The 17,234-nt window shown below is 58.2% G+C and carries 14 protein-coding genes; 13 read left to right on the top strand and 1 reads right to left on the bottom strand.

Annotated elements, in window-relative coordinates; genetic code table 11:
* The first annotated feature begins 4 nt into the window (after window positions 1-4).
* The 6 genes from GBCGDNIH1_RS18960 (at window position 5) to GBCGDNIH1_RS18935 (ending at window position 6,376) form a co-directional block, all read left to right on the top strand.
* Complete coding sequence (locus GBCGDNIH1_RS18960; protein WP_011631994.1) at window positions 5-814, top strand: type III pantothenate kinase; 810 nt, start codon at window positions 5-7, stop codon at window positions 812-814.
* Window positions 815-867: 53 nt separating this feature from the next.
* Window positions 868-2,526 (top strand): ribonuclease J, encoded by a 1,659-nt coding sequence (locus GBCGDNIH1_RS18955; RefSeq protein WP_011631993.1) that lies wholly within the window; start codon window positions 868-870, stop codon window positions 2,524-2,526.
* Between the two features lie 20 nt (window positions 2,527-2,546).
* On the top strand, window positions 2,547-2,819 hold the full coding sequence (locus GBCGDNIH1_RS18950) for a DUF1467 family protein (RefSeq protein WP_011631992.1): 273 nt from the start codon (window positions 2,547-2,549) through the stop codon (window positions 2,817-2,819).
* Window positions 2,820-3,115: 296 nt separating this feature from the next.
* A complete protein-coding gene (gene proS, locus GBCGDNIH1_RS18945) occupies window positions 3,116-4,438 on the top strand; it encodes a proline--tRNA ligase (protein WP_011631991.1) in 1,323 nt (440 codons plus the stop codon).
* A gap of 2 nt (window positions 4,439-4,440) precedes the next feature.
* Entirely contained in the window at window positions 4,441-5,694 is a 1,254-nt protein-coding gene (locus GBCGDNIH1_RS18940) for a lipoprotein-releasing ABC transporter permease subunit (RefSeq protein ID WP_011631990.1), read from the top strand.
* Entirely contained in the window at window positions 5,687-6,376 is a 690-nt protein-coding gene (locus tag GBCGDNIH1_RS18935; protein ID WP_011631989.1) for an ABC transporter ATP-binding protein, read from the top strand. Before GBCGDNIH1_RS18940 ends, GBCGDNIH1_RS18935 begins: the two co-directional genes overlap by 8 nt.
* A 77-nt stretch (window positions 6,377-6,453) precedes the next feature.
* Here GBCGDNIH1_RS18935 and GBCGDNIH1_RS18930 read toward each other — a convergent pair whose 3' ends face one another.
* The gene (locus GBCGDNIH1_RS18930; RefSeq protein ID WP_025318944.1) at window positions 6,454-6,999 is read right to left on the bottom strand and encodes a tetratricopeptide repeat protein; all 546 of its coding nucleotides are present in this window, start codon (window positions 6,997-6,999) and stop codon (window positions 6,454-6,456) included.
* 210 nt (window positions 7,000-7,209) lie between these two features.
* On the opposite strand from GBCGDNIH1_RS18930, the gene dnaE reads away from it, so the two are divergent.
* The 7 genes from dnaE (at window position 7,210) to cyoD (ending at window position 17,127) form a co-directional block, all read left to right on the top strand.
* Complete coding sequence (gene dnaE, locus GBCGDNIH1_RS18925) at window positions 7,210-10,641, top strand: DNA polymerase III subunit alpha (protein WP_011631987.1); 3,432 nt, start codon at window positions 7,210-7,212, stop codon at window positions 10,639-10,641.
* 172 nt (window positions 10,642-10,813) lie between these two features.
* Window positions 10,814-11,590 carry a 30S ribosomal protein S2 gene (rpsB, locus tag GBCGDNIH1_RS18920; RefSeq protein WP_011631986.1) on the top strand — a complete coding sequence of 259 codons (777 nt, stop codon included), beginning with the start codon at window positions 10,814-10,816 and terminating at the stop codon, window positions 11,588-11,590.
* A 219-nt stretch (window positions 11,591-11,809) separates the two neighbouring features.
* Complete coding sequence (gene tsf / locus GBCGDNIH1_RS18915) at window positions 11,810-12,724, top strand: translation elongation factor Ts (RefSeq protein ID WP_011631985.1); 915 nt, start codon at window positions 11,810-11,812, stop codon at window positions 12,722-12,724.
* Window positions 12,725-13,182: 458 nt separating this feature from the next.
* Entirely contained in the window at window positions 13,183-14,121 is a 939-nt protein-coding gene (gene cyoA, locus GBCGDNIH1_RS18910) for a ubiquinol oxidase subunit II (RefSeq protein ID WP_011631983.1), read from the top strand.
* Window positions 14,122-14,141: 20 nt separating this feature from the next.
* A complete protein-coding gene (gene cyoB, locus GBCGDNIH1_RS18905) occupies window positions 14,142-16,133 on the top strand; it encodes a cytochrome o ubiquinol oxidase subunit I (protein ID WP_011631982.1) in 1,992 nt (663 codons plus the stop codon).
* The gene (cyoC, locus tag GBCGDNIH1_RS18900; protein WP_011631981.1) at window positions 16,123-16,746 is read left to right on the top strand and encodes a cytochrome o ubiquinol oxidase subunit III; all 624 of its coding nucleotides are present in this window, start codon (window positions 16,123-16,125) and stop codon (window positions 16,744-16,746) included. The genes cyoB and cyoC overlap by 11 nt, the downstream gene beginning before the upstream one ends.
* On the top strand, window positions 16,747-17,127 hold the full coding sequence (gene cyoD / locus GBCGDNIH1_RS18895) for a cytochrome o ubiquinol oxidase subunit IV (RefSeq protein ID WP_011631980.1): 381 nt from the start codon (window positions 16,747-16,749) through the stop codon (window positions 17,125-17,127).
* Window positions 17,128-17,234: the final 107 nt, after the last annotated feature.

The raw sequence follows: 17,234 nt of genomic DNA, 5'->3' as shown, positions 1-17,234 counted from the left end.
GTGCATGCTTCTGGTAATAGACGCGGGTAACACGAATATCGTTTTTGCGGTCCATGATGAAAAAGGTTGGCGCGGGACATGGCGCATTGCAACCAATCATCAGCGGACCAGCGATGAATATGCCGTCTGGTTGCTGACGTTGTTGACCCATGCGCGGTTGACTCCTGCCGATGTGCATGCGGCCGTCATCGGCACTGTTGTGCCTGCCGCCCTGTATCATCTGCGTCGACTGTGCCGGGACTGGTTCGAGGTGGAGCCGCTGGTGGCCAGGGCTTCACTGGACTGGGGGTTCGACATTCAGGTCGATCACCCGGAAGAAGTCGGCGCGGATCGTCTGCTCAATGCAATGGCAGCGCATCAGACTTATGGCGGCCCGCTGGTGGTGATCGACTTCGGCACGGCAACGACTTTTGATGTCGTGGATAAAAGGGGCGCATATTGCGGCGGTGTGATCGCACCGGGGATCAATCTGTCGCTTGAAGCGTTGCATCAGGCGGCAGCACGTCTGCCGCGTATTGGGATCGGGCGACCGCAATCGGTGATCGGCAAGGGTACGGTTGCCGCCATGCAGTCGGGCATATACTGGGGCTATATTGGCATGATCGAGGGCATGACAGCCCGCATAGAGTCCGAATTTGGCGCGAAGCTGAAAGTGGTCGCGACAGGCGGGCTGGCGCCGCTGTTCTCGGAAGGCACTCAGGTTATCAGCCGGATTGATCCCGATTTGACATTGGAGGGGCTGCGACTTCTGGCTCTTCGCAACCCCACACCTTTTTTAAACCGAGACAGAGCGAGAATGGTGGATGGTGACTGAACGGGGGCATTGTTTCCCGCCTGGTCATCCATCCGCGATACTGAAAGGATGAGATGACCGACACACATACGGAGATTGCTTTCCTGCCCCTGGGGGGGACGGGCGAGATCGGCATGAACCTGAATCTTTACCGGTCGCGCAGCCCGGCGGGTGAGCATTGGCTGGCGATTGACTGCGGCATCGGCTTTGGCGGCACGGAGCTGCCGGAAGTCGATGTGATGATGGCCGATCCCTCTTTCATTGCGGAGCGGCGGGATCGGCTGACCGGGCTGGTGATCACGCATGCGCATGAGGACCATATCGGTGCGGTGGCATGGTTGTGGCCTCAACTACGCTGCCCTGTCTATGCATCCCCGTTTGCCGCGATGGTGCTGAGGCGCAAGCTGTCCGAAGCGCAATTACAGAATGAAGTGAGAATTCTTCCTCTGCCCCTCGGCGGAGCGCTGAGCATCGGGCCGTTCTCCCTGCGTACATTCCGCATGGCGCATTCCACACCGGAATCTCTGGCGATTGCCATCGACACGCCGCATGGCGCGATCCTGCATACCGGTGACTGGAAACTCGATCCCGATCCTCTGGTCGGTCCGCCGACCGATGAGGAAGGGTTGCGCGCGCTGGGGGATGAAGGCGTGCTGGCGATCGTCTGCGATTCCACCAATGCAATGGTGGAGGGACATAGCGGCTCCGAATCCGATGTGCGCCGTGGCTTGCGAGATGCGATTGCCGGTTTGAGCGGCCGTGTGGCGGTGACCTGTTTTGCCAGCAATGTCGCGCGGGTGGAAAGCATCGCCATGGCGGCAGAGGAAGCCGGACGCAGCGTGGCGCTGGTGGGCCGTTCTCTGCGCAATCTGAATACGGCGGCCCGTGACTGCGGTTATCTGCGGGATGTGCAGCAGTTCCTGTCCGAGGATGATGCGCTGTCGGTGCCCGATGATAATCTGCTGATGATCGTTACAGGTAGCCAGGGTGAACCTCGTTCTGCACTGGCCCGGATTGCCGCGGATACGCATCCCAATATTGCCCTTGGGGAAGGGGATACGGTGGTGTTTTCCAGCCGTGTCATTCCCGGTAATGAGCGGGCAGTGAATACCGTTCAGGATAATCTGGTGCGCCGTGGCGTGCATCTGATCACTGATTCCGAAGCAACCGTGCATGTCTCCGGCCATCCGGCGCGGGAGGAATTGCGGCGTCTCTATCAGTTGGTACGCCCGCGTTACTCTGTCCCGGTGCATGGCGAATGGCGTCATCTGGCGGCGCAGGCTGATCTGGCAGCGGAAATGCAGGCCGAACCGGTGATGCTGGAAGATGGCGATATTCTCAGCTTCGGCTCCGGGCGTCCTGAAATCGTGGACAGTGCTCCGGTAGGTCGTCTGGTGCTGGATGGCGGCAGGCTTTTGCCACTCAATGGTGGCGTGCTCTCGGCACGGCGGCGGATGCTTTATAATGGCGTGGTGCTGGCGAGTATTGCGGTCGATGAGGATGGCCATCTGATGGGCCGTCCCAAGCTCAGCGCACCGGGGCTGTTCGATTCGCAGGAAGCGGAAGCGGCCAGGGTGATCAACGAGTTTGCGGCCTCTATGGATAGTCTGCCGGCTTCCCTGCGGCATGACGATGCATTGCTGACGGAGGCCGCCCGTAGTGCCTTGCGTCGCGCTCTGGGACGCAAATTGCAAAAGCGTCCGCTGGTAGACGTACATCTGCTGCGTATCTGAAAAAAGGGCAGGGGCATCAGATGTTTCGTCATATCGGCTGGTTCACGGCGATCGTGCTGTATGCGTTGATCTGGTGGACCCTGCTTTTTGCCATTCTGCCGCTGGGTACCCGCACCAGACAGGAGGCTGATGATGTCAGCGGGTGGCGCGGTACACCCGAAAATCCGCAAATTCTGAAAAAAGCTTTGCTGACGACCCTGATCTCCATCGTGGTGTGGGGCATTTTCATGACTGTCATTAACAGCGACTACCTCAGTTTCCGAAGTGGATGGCTTGCGCTGCCCAAAGATTAATCAAATGACTTCTATTCATATTCAGATAGTTAAAAAATAGGCTTTTTCTGTTTTAAACGCTTATTTTTCAGTCAAAAAAGAGAGAAAATTGCTGGCCATCCCTGCGCGGTGCACCGATAATGGGCCCCAGAGAGAGGGTGTTCCTCTTTCTGCCGTGTGACTGGCGTTTCCTCCCTAAACTTTGGCCCGCTGCGCTGATGCGCGCGGGCCTTTTTTTTATGTGCGGCCTCTGCGGAGACTGGCGGCAGGAACGAGGGAATTGTAGGGTCCGCAGGCTTTTTGTGACGGATGAACCCATGCGCCTTTCCCGTGCCCTGATTCCCACCCTCAAGGAAACACCCGCCGAGGCCCAGATTGCCTCGCACCGGTTGATGTTACGTGCTGGTCTGATCCAGCAGGAAGCCGCCGGTATTTATGCCTGGCTGCCGGCCGGGCTGCGCGTGCTGAACGCCATTGCCAATATCGTGCGCGATGAGCAGGCCGGGATCGGCGCTCAGGAAGTGCTGATGCCGACCATCCAGTCGGCTGATCTTTGGCGGGAAAGCGGTCGTTACGATGCGTACGGCCCCGAAATGCTGCGGCTGAAGGACCGGCATGAGCGTGATCTGCTCTACGGGCCGACCAATGAGGAAGTGATCACCGATATCTACCGCCATTCGGTCAAGAGCTATCGTGAACTGCCGCAGATGGCCTACCAGATTCAGTGGAAGTTCCGCGACGAAATTCGCCCCCGCTTCGGTGTGATGCGTGGCCGTGAGTTCCTGATGAAGGACGGCTACAGCTTTGATCTCGATTATGCGGGAGCGGTGCGCAGCTATCGTCGTATCATGCTGTCTTATATGCGCACATTCCAGCGTCTGGGCGTCAAGGCGATTCCGATGCTGGCCGATACAGGCCCGATCGGTGGCGATCTGAGTCATGAATTCATTATTCTTGCTCCCACCGGGGAGAGCGAGGTCTTTTACGACGCAGCGTTCGAGGAAATCGACTGGTCCGGTGCGTCTTTCAATGTCGATTCCGATGCGGATCTGGAGCGTTTTTTCCAGACGATCACAGGCCATTACGCTGCTACTGACGAGAAGCACGATACAGCAGCCTATGAGGCCTTGCCGGAAGCGCGTCGTCGTACCGGGCGGGGGATTGAGGTCGGGCATATTTTCTATTTCGGCACTAAATACTCCAAAGCCTTGAATATGACGGTTGCAGGTCGTGACGGGCAGAAGCTGCATCCTGAAATGGGCAGCTACGGGATTGGTGTCAGTCGCATGGTCGCGGCAGTGATCGAGGCGAGCCATGATGAGGCAGGCATCATCTGGCCGGACAGCATCGCGCCGTTCAGGGCTGCGGTGCTGAACCTGAAAAACGGTGATGCGGCCTGCGATGCCATGGCCGAAGATGTGTATCGACGGATCGGTGTGCGCCATGCCCTGTATGATGACCGTGACGAACGTGCGGGGGTGAAATTCGCCGATGCCGATCTGATGGGGCATCCGTGGCAGGTGGTGATCGGCCCGCGTGGAGCGGCTGCCGGGCGTGTCGAACTGAAGCGTCGCCGCACCGGTGAGCGGGTGGAATTGACGGTCGAGGATGCTCTGGCGCGTATTCGGGAGTCTGTCTGATCTTGTTCAACGCCTTTGAACGGGCTGTTGCCGCACGGTATTTGCGTGCCCGCAAGGGAGAGCGCTTCGTATCGGTGATTGCGTTGTTCTCACTGATCGGCATTGCCTTGGGGGTGGCGACGCTGATCGTCGTGTCCAGCGTGATGAGTGGTTTTCGTCAGGATATCGTGAACCGCATGCTTGGCGTGAACGGGCATGCGGAGATCGAGGCTTATGCGGGCGAGCAACTGCATGATTATCAGGCGATTGTCTCGCGGTTGAAGGCGCTGCCGCAGGTGGCCTCAGCCATGCCCATGATTCAGGGACAGGTTCTGCTGAGCACGGATGCTGGTGGTTCAACCGGTGTGCTGGTGCGGGGGATGGAGCCGAAAGACATTGCCGCCATGCCCGCGATTGGCGGCCATATCGTCATGGGATCGCTGGATGATCTGAAAGGCGATGACGCCATTGCGATAGGGGCGGGGCTGGCGCAGAGATTCCGGCTCCGTCCCGGTGATCCGGTGACTCTGCTCGCGAAAGAAGGGGCGGCGACGGCCATCGGGGTCATTCCACGGGTTGCGACCTATCGGGTGGTAGCGGTGTTCTCGGCCGGGCTGAGCCAGTACGACAGCGGCGTCGTATTTTTGCCTTTGCATGCGGCACAGATTTTCTTCCAGAAGCCGGATGGTGCGACCGGGATCGAAATCCGTGTGCATCAGCCTGATCAGGTGGATGCGATCGTGCCTGACCTGCGTCAGGCCCTGAACGGCCAGAAAGCGTTTGCACGGGACTGGCGGCACAGCAATGATCTGCTGCTTGGTGTGCTGAGGGTGCAGCAGGACACGATGTTCATCGTGCTGGGACTGATCATTCTGGTGGCGGCGTTCAACGTGATTTCCTCCCTGATCATGCTGGTCAAGGACAAGCGCCGCGACATTGCCATTCTGCGCACCATGGGGGCATCAAGCGGGGCCGTCATGCGCATTTTTCTGATGTGTGGCGCCTTTATCGGCATCAGCGGTACGGTAATCGGCACAGTCATCGGCATTGCGATCTGCCGGAACATCGTTGCCATTCAGCACTGGATTGAAAATATCAGTGGCGGGCAGGTGTTTGATTCATCGGTTTTCATGCTGACTGCTTTGCCGGATACGGTGGATTGGGCGGAGGTGATCAAAACCGTGCTGCTCGCCCTGATCCTTTCGGTGCTGGCGACACTCTATCCCAGTTGGCGCGCGGCCCGCACCGATCCTGTCGAGGCTTTGCGTCATGAGTGATTACCCTTCCTGTGCCCTGCGGCTGGAGCAGGTCGCACGTCGTTATCGCAGTGGTGACCAGGAACTGGTGGTCCTCGATCATGCCGATCTGGAGCTGCGACCGGGTGAAATCGTGGCGCTGGTAGCGCCCTCGGGTACGGGCAAGTCGACTTTGCTGCATCTGGCCGGTTTGCTTGAAAAACCGGATGAGGGCAGGGTCTGGATTGGCAGCCATGATGCCGGCGGTCTGTCCGATACGGCCAGAACCGCGCTGCGGCGCGATCATCTGGGCTTCGTGTATCAATTCCATCATTTGCTTGGGGAGTTTTCCGCACTGGAAAACGTCGTTCTGCCGCAAATGATTGCGGGCAGAACACGCAGGCAGGCGGAGCAGCATGCTCTGACTCTTCTGAGTGCATTTGGCTTGCAGCATCGCGCCTCGCATCTGCCGGGTATGCTGTCGGGGGGGGAGCAACAGCGTGTTGCCATCGCACGGGCGCTGGCGAACGGCCCTGCCGTGCTGCTGGCCGATGAGCCGACCGGAAATCTCGATATTCATACCGCCGAGACCGTGTTTTCGGCTTTACTGAGTGCCGTCCGGAATCAGAACGTGGCGGCCCTGATTGCCACACATAATCCTGATCTTGCAGGCCGGATGGATCGTCAGGTCACCATCCGTGAGGGGCAAATCGTTCCTGCCTGAACAGAGGTGTTTTCAAAACGATATAAAAAAACCGGCTCATGAGCCGGTTTTTCTGCTGATCTGTCTATAAACCTGCTTCAGCCGCCGAACAGGCCACGCAGCAAACGACGGAAGAATCCTTCCTTCGGTGCCGGTGTTGCAGGACGATGCGGTGCCGGACGGGACGGGGCAGCATGGGAGGCAGTGCCCTGAGCAATTGGCTTCGCGGCCGAAGAGACCTTACCTTCTGCCAGATTGAGGAAACGCTGCGCATCGAGACCTTTCGGATCAATCCGGAGCGCGGTCCTGAAGGCTTCGGTGGCTTCCGCCTTCTGACCGAGCGCATGCAGCAGATTGCCCAGACGGACATAGCCGCCAGCATAATCCGGAGATGCCTTGATAGCGTTCCGGGCAAACAGAAGACCTTCATGCACACCGCTTACATCGGCCCCGAGCAGGCTTTCAGCGCGGCCCAGAGCTGAAGAAGCTGAGGAATGGTCGCCGAGGGACGCCAGCAGATTGCCAAGCTGAAGGTAATGGCCACCATAGGAAGGGGTTGCTTCAATGGCGTTGAGCGCGAACAACAGCCCCTCATGATGTCCATGAGCGGCTAGAACGCGGTTACGATCAAGGGTAGTGTCCATCAGCGGGCTCCGCATGGCAGGTCTGTCACGCGACGCATCGCGCCGCACTGGCGATGAATCGTCAGCGGCGGGACTGTAAACGACTGTCTGTTTCACTCCAAGACGGTGAAACGGATGATTTTATCAAAACCGTCGATTTTCTGGTTATTTTCCGACCTTTTCGGGTAATTCCGGCTTGTTGCGATGGTTCAAGAGGTTTGATCGGGGCACATGGCGCACGCGAATTTCGTCCATCTGCGGGTTCATTCCGCTTATTCTTTGAGCGAAGGTGCGATCAAGACCGATAAAATCCCGGCTTTGGCGCGGCAAATGGCCATGCCTGCTGTCGCGATGACGGATAGCGGCAATCTGTTCGGCATTCTGGAGTTCAGTCAGGCCTGTGCCGGAAAGGGAGTGCAGCCGATCATTGGCTGTCAGATCGGTCTGGCCCGGCCTGAGCAACAACAACGTCTGCCGCCTGATCAACTGGTTTTGCTGGCGCGGGATGAGGCGGGTCTGGCGAATATCCAGCGTTTATCATCGCTGGGTTTTCTTCAGGGCGAGCCGGGGGCGAAGCCGCAACTGCCGTTGGAGACGATTCTGGCGCATGCGGAGGGGGTGATGCTGCTGACTGGGGGCACCTCAGGACCGCTGGCCCGTCTATTGGCGGAGGGGCAGAAGGGGGAGGCCGAACGGTTACTGGCCGTACTGAAGGAGGCTTTTCCTGATCGCACGGTGATCGAGCTGCATCGGCATGGTCTGAGACTCGAGAAAGCGATCGAGCCGGGCCTGATTGCTCTGGCGGATGCGGCTGGCTTGCCCTTGGTGGCCACCAATGACTGCTATTTCGCTCAGCCGGACATGTATGAGGCGCATGATGCGCTGCTCTGTATCGCCGAAGGACGGGTGCTGTCGGAGACGGATCGCCGCCGCGTCACACCGGACCATTGGTTCAAACCACCGGAAATGATGCGCGCCCTGTTTTCCGATCTGCCGGAGGCTTGCGACAACACAATCGCGATTGCCCGTAGCTGTGTGGTGATGGCGGAGACTCGTAAACCACTGCTGCCGGTCTGCCCGAAAGTACATGAAGGGCAGACGGAGGATGAGACCGTCCGCGCTATGGCCGTTGAAGGCCTTGAGCGGCGAATGGAAGATGTCGGGGCAGGGCCGGAGGATCGTGCCCGCTATCGCGAAAGGCTGGATTACGAGCTGGATGTCATCGCCCGCATGGGGTTCCCCGGTTATTTCCTGATCGTCGCCGACTTCATCCAGTGGGCCAAGGCGAACGATATTCCGGTGGGGCCGGGGCGCGGATCAGGTGCCGGTTCAGTGGTGGCATGGGCGCTGACGATCACCGATCTGGACCCGCTGCGGTTCAATCTCCTGTTCGAGCGGTTCCTGAATCCGGATCGTATCTCCATGCCGGATTTCGATATCGATTTCTGCCAGGACCGGCGTGACGAAGTCATCAGCTATGTACGTGGTGAGTATGGTGGTGACCGCGTGGCGCAGATCATCACCTTCGGTAAGCTGCAGGCAAAAGCCGCCGTGCGCGATGTCGGTCGTGTGCTGGGGATGCCCTTCGGTCAGGTCAACAAGGTCGCGGAGCTGATCCCGAACAATCCCGCCAAGCCGCCGACCTTGCAGGAAGCCATCGACGGAGAGCCTCGTCTGCAACAGATGCGGGAGAGCGACGAAGCGGTCAAACGCCTGCTTGAAATCGCTTTGCAGATCGAGGGGCTGTACCGCCATGCCAGTACCCATGCCGCCGGTGTAGTGATCGGAGACCGGCCGCTGGTGGAGCTGGTGCCGCTTTACCGCGATCCGAAATCCGATTTTCTCGTCACGCAGTTCTCGATGAAGCATGTCGAGAATGCCGGGCTGGTGAAATTCGACTTCCTCGGCCTGACGACTCTGACCATCCTGCAACGGGCCGTAAAATTTCTGGCCGGTCTGGGGGTGAGTGTCGATCTGGCGCATGTGCCACTGGATGACGAACGTACCTATCAGATGCTCCAGCGTGGCGATGCGGGTGGTGTATTCCAGTTTGAAAGTCAGGGCATGCGGGATGTGCTGCGGCAGATGCGCCCAGACCGTTTCGAGGATCTGATTGCCGCGGTCGCGCTGTATCGCCCTGGCCCGATGGCGAATATCCCCGCCTACTGCCAGCGCAAACATGGCGAAGCCTGGGAGCCGCCGCACGAAGATATTCGCGATATTCTCGGCGAGACCTACGGCATCATGGTCTATCAGGAACAGGTCATGCAGATCGCCCAGAAACTGGCGGGCTACTCGCTGGGGGCGGCGGACAGCCTGCGCCGTGCCATGGGCAAGAAAATCCGTGCGGAGATGGAAACCCATCGTTCCATCTTTGCCGAGGGAGCCTCCAAACGCGGCATCCCGGATGCCAAATCAGGCGAGATTTTCGACCTGATGGTCAAGTTCGCCGATTACGGCTTCAATAAATCTCACGCTGCCGCCTACGCGCTGGTTGCCTACCAGACGGCCTATATGAAGGCCAATTATCCGGAGCCGTTTCTGGCTGCCTGCATGAGTCTGGCGATCAATAATACGGACAAGCTCGCAGCCTTGCGGCAGGAAGCGACCAGGCTGGGTATTTCGGTGTTGCCCCCGGATATCAACTGCTCGGCAGCAGATTTCAGGGTCGAGCAGAGGGAGGATGGCAGGCTTGCCATCCGCTATGCTCTGGCCGCGATCAAGAGGGTCGGTCTGTCCGCGATGGAGGCAGTGGTCGCTGCGCGTGGCGAACAAGCCTTCACCGATCTGGCGGATTTCGCAGCCAGGGTTGACCCACGCCAGCTCAATCGCATGCAGATCGAAAATCTGGCGCGGGCAGGTGCCTTCGACTCCTTGGTACCCAACCGGGCTGCGGTGCATGGCGCGGCGGACATGATCCTGCGCCGGGCGCAGGCTGCATCGGAGGAAAAAAACTCCGGCCAGATCGGGCTGTTTGCGGGGGCCGGTACGCCGGAGCCATTGCGTCTGCCATCCTGCCCCGACTGGCCGGATATGGAGCGGCTGAGCTTCGAGGCCGAGGCCATCGGCTTTCATCTCACCGCCCATCCGCTGGACGTCTATACGGTGACGTTGCAGAAGCTGAGGGTGCTTCCGAGCAACCGGATCGAGGAACATGCGGCGCGCCATGGCGATCAGCGTGTTCGTCTGGCCGGCTGCGTGGTGAATGCGAAAGAGCGTACCACCCGCACCGGCAGCCGCATGGCCTGGGTGCGTCTGTCCGATGCTGGCGGCAGCTATGAAATTACGGTGTTCAGTGAGGTTCTTTCCCGTTCCCGCGACGCGCTGCGGATCGGTGCCTGTGTGCTGGTGACTGCTGATATCAAGGCCGAAGGGGAGGATTCGATCCGCATTACGGCTCAGGACATTATGCCTCTCGATGATGCGGCGGGGGGCACAGCCGGGATGATGCGCGTCTGGCTGAAAGACAATGCCGATATCGGGCAGATCCGTGCGGTGCTGTCCCGTCCGGATACGAAGGGGAAGGGGCATGTCGTCCTGATTCCACGTCTCAATGAGGATCAGGAGATGGAAATCGAGCTTCCGGGTGGTTTCAATGTCACCCCTCGTCTGGGGCAGGCCCTGAAACTCATCCCGGGCGTGGAGCGGGTAGAGGAGGTCTGAACATCGCAGCCCTGCAACGAGGTGCTTGCAAGGGACGGCATCTTCCGCCATATCCGCCCGGTCCGCAGGTGATTCTGTCCCCTGCATGGGCAAATTCGCACGCGGGGCGCTTCTGGTGCCAAAAGCCTTGAGCCCCGCGGAGGTGTAACCAGAAGACGAAAGGAGCACGCTTATGGCGATGCCCGAATTCACCCTGCGCCAGCTGCTGGAAGCCGGCGTCCATTTCGGCCACCACACCCGTCGGTGGAACCCCCGCATGGCGCCGTTTATTTTCGGTGTGCGCAATCAGGTTCATATTCTCGACCTGCAGCAGACCGTTCCCCTGCTTGACCGCTCCCTGCGCGCCATCCGCGACGTGGTTGCGGGCGGTGGACGCGTTCTGTTCGTCGGCACCAAGCGCGCCGCGGCTGAATACGTCGCTGAATCTGCACAGCGTTGCGGTCAGTATTACGTTAACCACCGTTGGCTGGGCGGCATGCTCACCAACTGGAAAACGATCACAGGCAGCATCAAGCGTCTGCGTCAGATCGACGAGATGCTGGCGGGTGACACGACCGGCCTGACCAAAAAAGAAGTGCTGGACATTACGCGTGACCGCGAAAAGCTGGAACGCGCGCTGGGCGGCATCAAGGATATGGGCGGCCTGCCGGACATCCTTTTCATCATCGACACCAACAAGGAAAAGCTGGCGGTCGAAGAAGCCAACAAGCTGGGCATTCCGGTTGTGGCGGTTCTGGACAGCAACTCCGATCCGTCCGGCGTAACCTATCCGATTCCGGGCAATGATGATGCCATCCGCGCCATCACCATGTATTGCGATCTGGTTGCCAGTGCTGTGCTGGATGGTATCAGCGCCGAGATGATCGCTTCCGGCCGTGACCTCGGTGCCGCCGAGGAGTTGGCTCCGGAAATCCTGCCTGAGCCGGAAGCGGAACAGGCCACCGCCTGAAACCTGACTTCAAGGCAATCTCCGTCCGGCAACACCCTGTAAAAGGTCGTTTCCGGGCGGGGTCATCTTTGTCCGGCGTTCCATTCCTTGCCTGCTGAATGAATGATCAGCGTGGCTCCCTGCATCGGTGACACGATAATATCATGCAGGAATGATGGGACGAACGGGCTTTAAAGGGGGCATCGCCCCCCTGATTCATTTCTGCTTGAGGAGTTTCCCATGGCCGAGATTACCGCCGCCCTCGTCAAAGAGCTGCGCGAGACGACCGGCGCTGGCATGATGGACTGCAAGAAGGCGCTGTCAGAAACCAATGGTGATCTGGAAGCAGCCATTGACTGGCTGCGCAAGAAGGGCCTGTCCGCCGCCGCCAAAAAGTCCGGTCGCGTTGCGGCTGAAGGTCTGGTCGGTGTTGCGAGTGCTCCCCAGACTGCCGCTATGGTCGAAGTCAATGCCGAGACCGATTTTGTGGCTCGTAACGAGCTGTTTCAGGCGTTCGTGACCGAAACCGCCAGGGTTGCGCTGACGGTTGGTGAAGACGTGGAAGCCATCAAGGCCGCGCCCTATCCCGGTACTGAGCGCACCGTTGCCGAGCAGCTGACACATCTGGTGGCGACGATTGGCGAAAATATGAACATTCGTCGCGCCCGCGTTCTGTCGGTGCCGCAGGGTGTTGTCGCCTCCTACATCCACAGCCCCGTGAAGCCGGGGCTTGGTAAGATCGGCGTGCTGGTGGCAGTGGAAAGCGCTTCAGAGATTTCCGCTCTGGAAACGCTGGGCCGCCAGGTCGGTATGCAGGTTGCAGCCGCCAACCCACATTCTCTGGACACCGATAACGTCGATCCGGCCGCTCTGGAGCGCGAGAAGGCCGTGTTGACCGAGCAGGCCCGTGCCTCCGGCAAGCCGGAAGCCATTATCGAGAAGATGGTCGAAGGCCGTATCCGTAAGTATTACGAGGAAGTCGTGCTGCTGGAGCAGGTCTGGGTGCATGATGGTGAAAGCCGCGTAAAAGCCATCGTGAAGAATGCCGGCGCCAAACTGACCGGCTTTGCCCGCTTCCAGCTCGGCGAAGGTGTCGAGAAGGGGCCTGAAAGCGATTTCGCCGCCGAAGTCGCCGCTGCGGCCGGGCTGGCTTGATGACCGAAAACCTGACTATCCAACCCTGAGAAGCTGATTTTTCAGCCTTTCTTGGTATCTATCATGGCCCGTCCCAAAAAATGGGGCGGGCTTTTCTATGTGATTTGCCCGATACAGGGGGCGGAGGAAACTCTGAAGCCGCTGGAAGAATGAGAATATAATGGGCGAGCCATCGGGAGATGGTTTAAATGAGGGCCGCTGACGGCAATACTCTGACACGATAGGCTTGGCAGTGATGACCGTTCAGCCGGATAATGGCTGCTCTGACTTCTATGTCCCAGTCAAAAGGATTGTGTTTGCATGCCCTGTGACAAATTGTCCGGGTTGACGAACGAGGGAGAAATGCCGATGGACGACGCTTATGTCCACCTGTCTGCCCTTTTAGTGATAAGATGATGGGCTGTGGCGCGTCAGTTCCGGAAAGTTGACGCCCATGGCCTGAATAATGTCGTGCCTTTATGATAGAGTGGCTTCAGCTGTCGCTGCGCCGGCGCGGTTGCGCATGCAGAAGAGTTAAGAGAGTGCCAATGAGCCGAAGAAGGTCTTCGCGTATCTCAGCCTGTATCGGCTTGCTTCCCGCCCTTCTGTTGATGGGATGCAAGCTGGATCTGATGGATCCTGCCGGTGCTATCGGACGGGCGGAAAAGAATCTGATCCTGGTTTCTACCGCACTGATGCTGCTGGTCGTGGTTCCTGTCATTTTTATGACATTCCTGTTTGCCTGGAAATATCGCGCCTCCAACAGAAACGCGATCTACCGTCCGAACTGGCACCATTCGACGGTGCTTGAAATCATCGTCTGGTCGGTTCCCTGTGCAATCATCATCGTGTTGGCAGCGATCACCTGGCGCACAACGCATGAGCTTGATCCCTACAAGCCGCTTGATGTCGCCGGCAAGCCTTTGAAGATTGAGGTCGTCGCCCTCGACTGGAAGTGGATGTTCATCTATCCCGAACAGGGGATTGCAACGGTCAATCAGATGGCAATGCCGCTGAACACACCGGTTGAGTTCTCCATCACATCTGATTCCGTCATGAATGACTTCTTCATTCCGCAGCTGGGCAGCCAAATCTATGCCATGACCGGAATGGAAACCAAGCTTCACCTGATTGCCGATCGTGCAGGCATCTATGACGGGCTGGCTGCGAATTTTAACGGCGATGGTTTCTCGGACATGCGCTTCAAGGTGATCGCTACGGATCAGAAGGGCTTCGACGACTGGGTGCAGAAGGCGCGGCAGTCAGCCAGCACACTCGATCTGAAGACCTATTCCGAGCTTGCCAAGCCGAGCGAGAAAAATCCTGTCGCTTACTACTCCAAGGTGGAGCACGGTCTCTTCAGCCATATCATCCATGGCTATCAGTCCCACATGAGCATGTCCCACGAGGGTATGTGACGGGCTAACGAGGACAAACAATGCTTGGCAAATTAACGTTATCGGCCATCCCGTTCGATGTGCCGATCGTCATGGGCGCTGTGAGTGGCATGATTCTGGCTGCTCTCGCGGTGCTGGGGGCCATTACCTATTTCGGGAAGTGGAAATACCTCTGGACTGAATGGCTGACATCTGTCGATCACAAGCGTATCGGCGTGATGTACCTCGTGCTGGCCCATATCATGCTGCTGCGCGGTTTTGCCGATGCGATCATGATGCGCTCCCAGCTTGCTCTGGCATCCGGCGACAAACCCGGCTATCTGCCGCCGGAACATTACGACCAGGTTTTCTCCGCCCACGGCACCATCATGATTTTCTTCATGGCGATGCCTTTTGTGATCGGGCTGATGAACGTGGTTGTGCCGCTGCAGATTGGCGCACGGGACGTGGCATTTCCGTTCCTGAACTCATTGAGCTTCTGGCTGACCGCCGTGTCTGCCGTGTTGATCAATGTGTCTCTCGCGATCGGCGAATTTTCCCGGGCTGGATGGCTGGCCTATCCGCCGCTCTCTGAACTTCAGTACAGCCCGGATGTCGGCGTCGATTACTATATCTGGGCGCTTCAGATTTCCGGCATCGGCACATTGCTGAGCGGCGTAAACTTCTTCGTCACCATCCTGCGTATGCGTGGGCCGGGCATGACGTTCATGAAAATGCCGATTTTCAGCTGGACCAGCCTTTGTGCCAACGTGCTGATCATGGCAGCCTTCCCGATCCTGACGGTGACGCTGGCTCTGCTCAGTCTCGATCGTTATCTGGGCATGCATTTCTTCACCACCGATGGTGGTGGTAACCAGATGATGTACGTCAATCTCATCTGGGCCTGGGGTCATCCCGAGGTGTACATTCTTGTTCTGCCGGCGTTCGGCATTTTCTCTGAAATCACCGCAACGTTCTCCAGCAAGAAGCTGTTCGGCTATACCTCGATGGTTTACGCCACCGTGGCGATTACCATTCTTTCCTTTATTGTCTGGCTGCATCACTTCTTCACCATGGGTGCAGGCCCTGACGTGAATGCTTTCTTCGGCATCACCACCATGATCATTTCCATCCCGACCGGGGTGAAAGTGTTCAACTGGGTGTTCACCATGTATGGCGGGCGGGTGCGTTTTACGGCTCCGATGCTGTGGACGATCGGCTTTATCTGCACCTTCGTCATCGGTGGTATGACAGGCGTGTTGATGGCAGTGCCCGGTGCGGACTTCCTGCTCCATAACAGCCTGTTCCTGATCGCGCATTTCCACAACGTGATCATTGGTGGCGTGTTGTTTGGCTATGTGGCCGGATATAATTACTGGTTCCCGAAAATGTTCGGCTTCAAGCTGGACGAAACCTGGGGCAAGCGTGCTTTCTGGTGCTGGTTGGTCGGCTTCTATCTGGCCTTTATGCCGCTTTACGTGCTGGGCTTCATGGGCGCTACCCGCCGTATGAACCACTACGACAATCCTGCCTGGACGCCCTGGATGATCATCGCCTTCATCGGTGCTGTGGTTATTTTTGCCGGCATCGGATGTCAGCTGATGCAGTTCGTCGTCAGCCTGCGTGATCGCAAGCGTAACGCCGATCTGACCGGTGATCCGTGGAATGGTCCGACCCTGGAATGGGCGACTGCTTCTCCGCCCCCGTTCTACAACTTTGCCATTGTTCCGGAAGTGGATGATGCAGAGCCGCTGTGGAGCGAAACCTTCCAGGCTCAGCGTCGTCTGGCGCGGCCGCATTATGAAGACATTCATATGCCGCGGAATACACCTGCGGGCTTCATCATCGGCGTATTTGCCTTCCTCTTTGGCTTTGGCATGGTGTGGCAGATCTGGTGGATGGCTATTCTGGGTGTTATTGGCGGTATGCTGACCCTGATTATCAGAACCTGTAACGACGATATCGACTATTACGTGCCGGCTGCAGATGTCGCCCGGATTGAGGACGCCAATCTCCGCAAATCGGTGCAGGGAGACCTTCAGCATGCTGACTGAACCGCTGGCCATTCAGGATCCTCCGGCCAGTCCTGAGCACGCGCATCACGACGAGCATGGGAAGACCGTTTTCGGTTTCTGGCTCTACCTGATGACGGACTGCATTCTGTTCTCCGGCCTGTTCGCAGCCTTTGCCGTCGCCCGCTCGCAGTTTGCGGGCGGCCCGACAGGCCAGGAGATTTTCGATCTCAAGGACGTCGCAATCGAAACCGCCCTGCTGCTGTTCAGCAGCATCACTTATGGTTTCGCGATGCTGCAGGCGCACAAGCATCGGCTGGGCGGAACGCTGCAGTGGCTGGGAGTAACTTTCCTGTTCGGCCTTGGCTTCCTTCTGATGGAAGTCAAGGAGTTTTCTCATCTGATCGCCGAAGGGGCCGGTCCGGATCGCAGTGCATTCCTGTCCGCCTTCTTCACCTTGGTTGGAACGCATGGGCTGCACGTAACTTGCGGCCTGTTATGGATGGCGGTGCTGGTGTTTCAGCTTGGTGTGCTGAAAAAAGGGCTGACGCCGGCTTATATGAGCCGTCTGACCTGCCTCAGCCTGTTCTGGCACTTTCTGGACATTGTCTGGATCTGCGTCTTCAGCTTCGTCTATCTGGCGGGAGTTCTGTAAATGGCCACCGCACATGCGCATGGTGCGTCTGACCATGGTTCAAGCCATGGCAGCGTCGGCTCGTATATCATCGGCTTCATTCTTTCGGTGATCCTGACGGCGGCGGCATTTCTGATCGTCGCTTACAAACTGGTGCCAGAGCATCTGATCCTTCCGGGTGTTGCCGCTTTGGCTGTTATTCAGATTCTGGTGCATCTGGTGTTTTTCCTGCACATGAATGCTTCCTCCGAACAGCGCTGGAACGTGACGGCATTTGTGTTTTCCGTGGTCGTGCTGCTGATCCTCGTTTCAGGCTCGATCTGGATCATGTACAATCTGACAAGCCGGATGGATCATGGACCGGCCACGCCTTCTCTGGTAACGCAGCCTGCAGTGCATTGAACAATGCACTGATTATCCAGAAAAACCCCGCTTCCAGGCGGGGTTTTTTATTGCCCTGTTCGCAGCGGACTGTTTCAGGTTATGTCGATAGACAGGGAGAACAGCTT

This window comes from Granulibacter bethesdensis CGDNIH1 (assembly GCF_000014285.2).
Lineage (GTDB): Bacteria > Pseudomonadota > Alphaproteobacteria > Acetobacterales > Acetobacteraceae > Granulibacter > Granulibacter bethesdensis.
The sequence above is the reverse complement of the archived record's forward strand: the minus strand, read 5'-3'. Positions and strand labels throughout refer to the sequence as shown.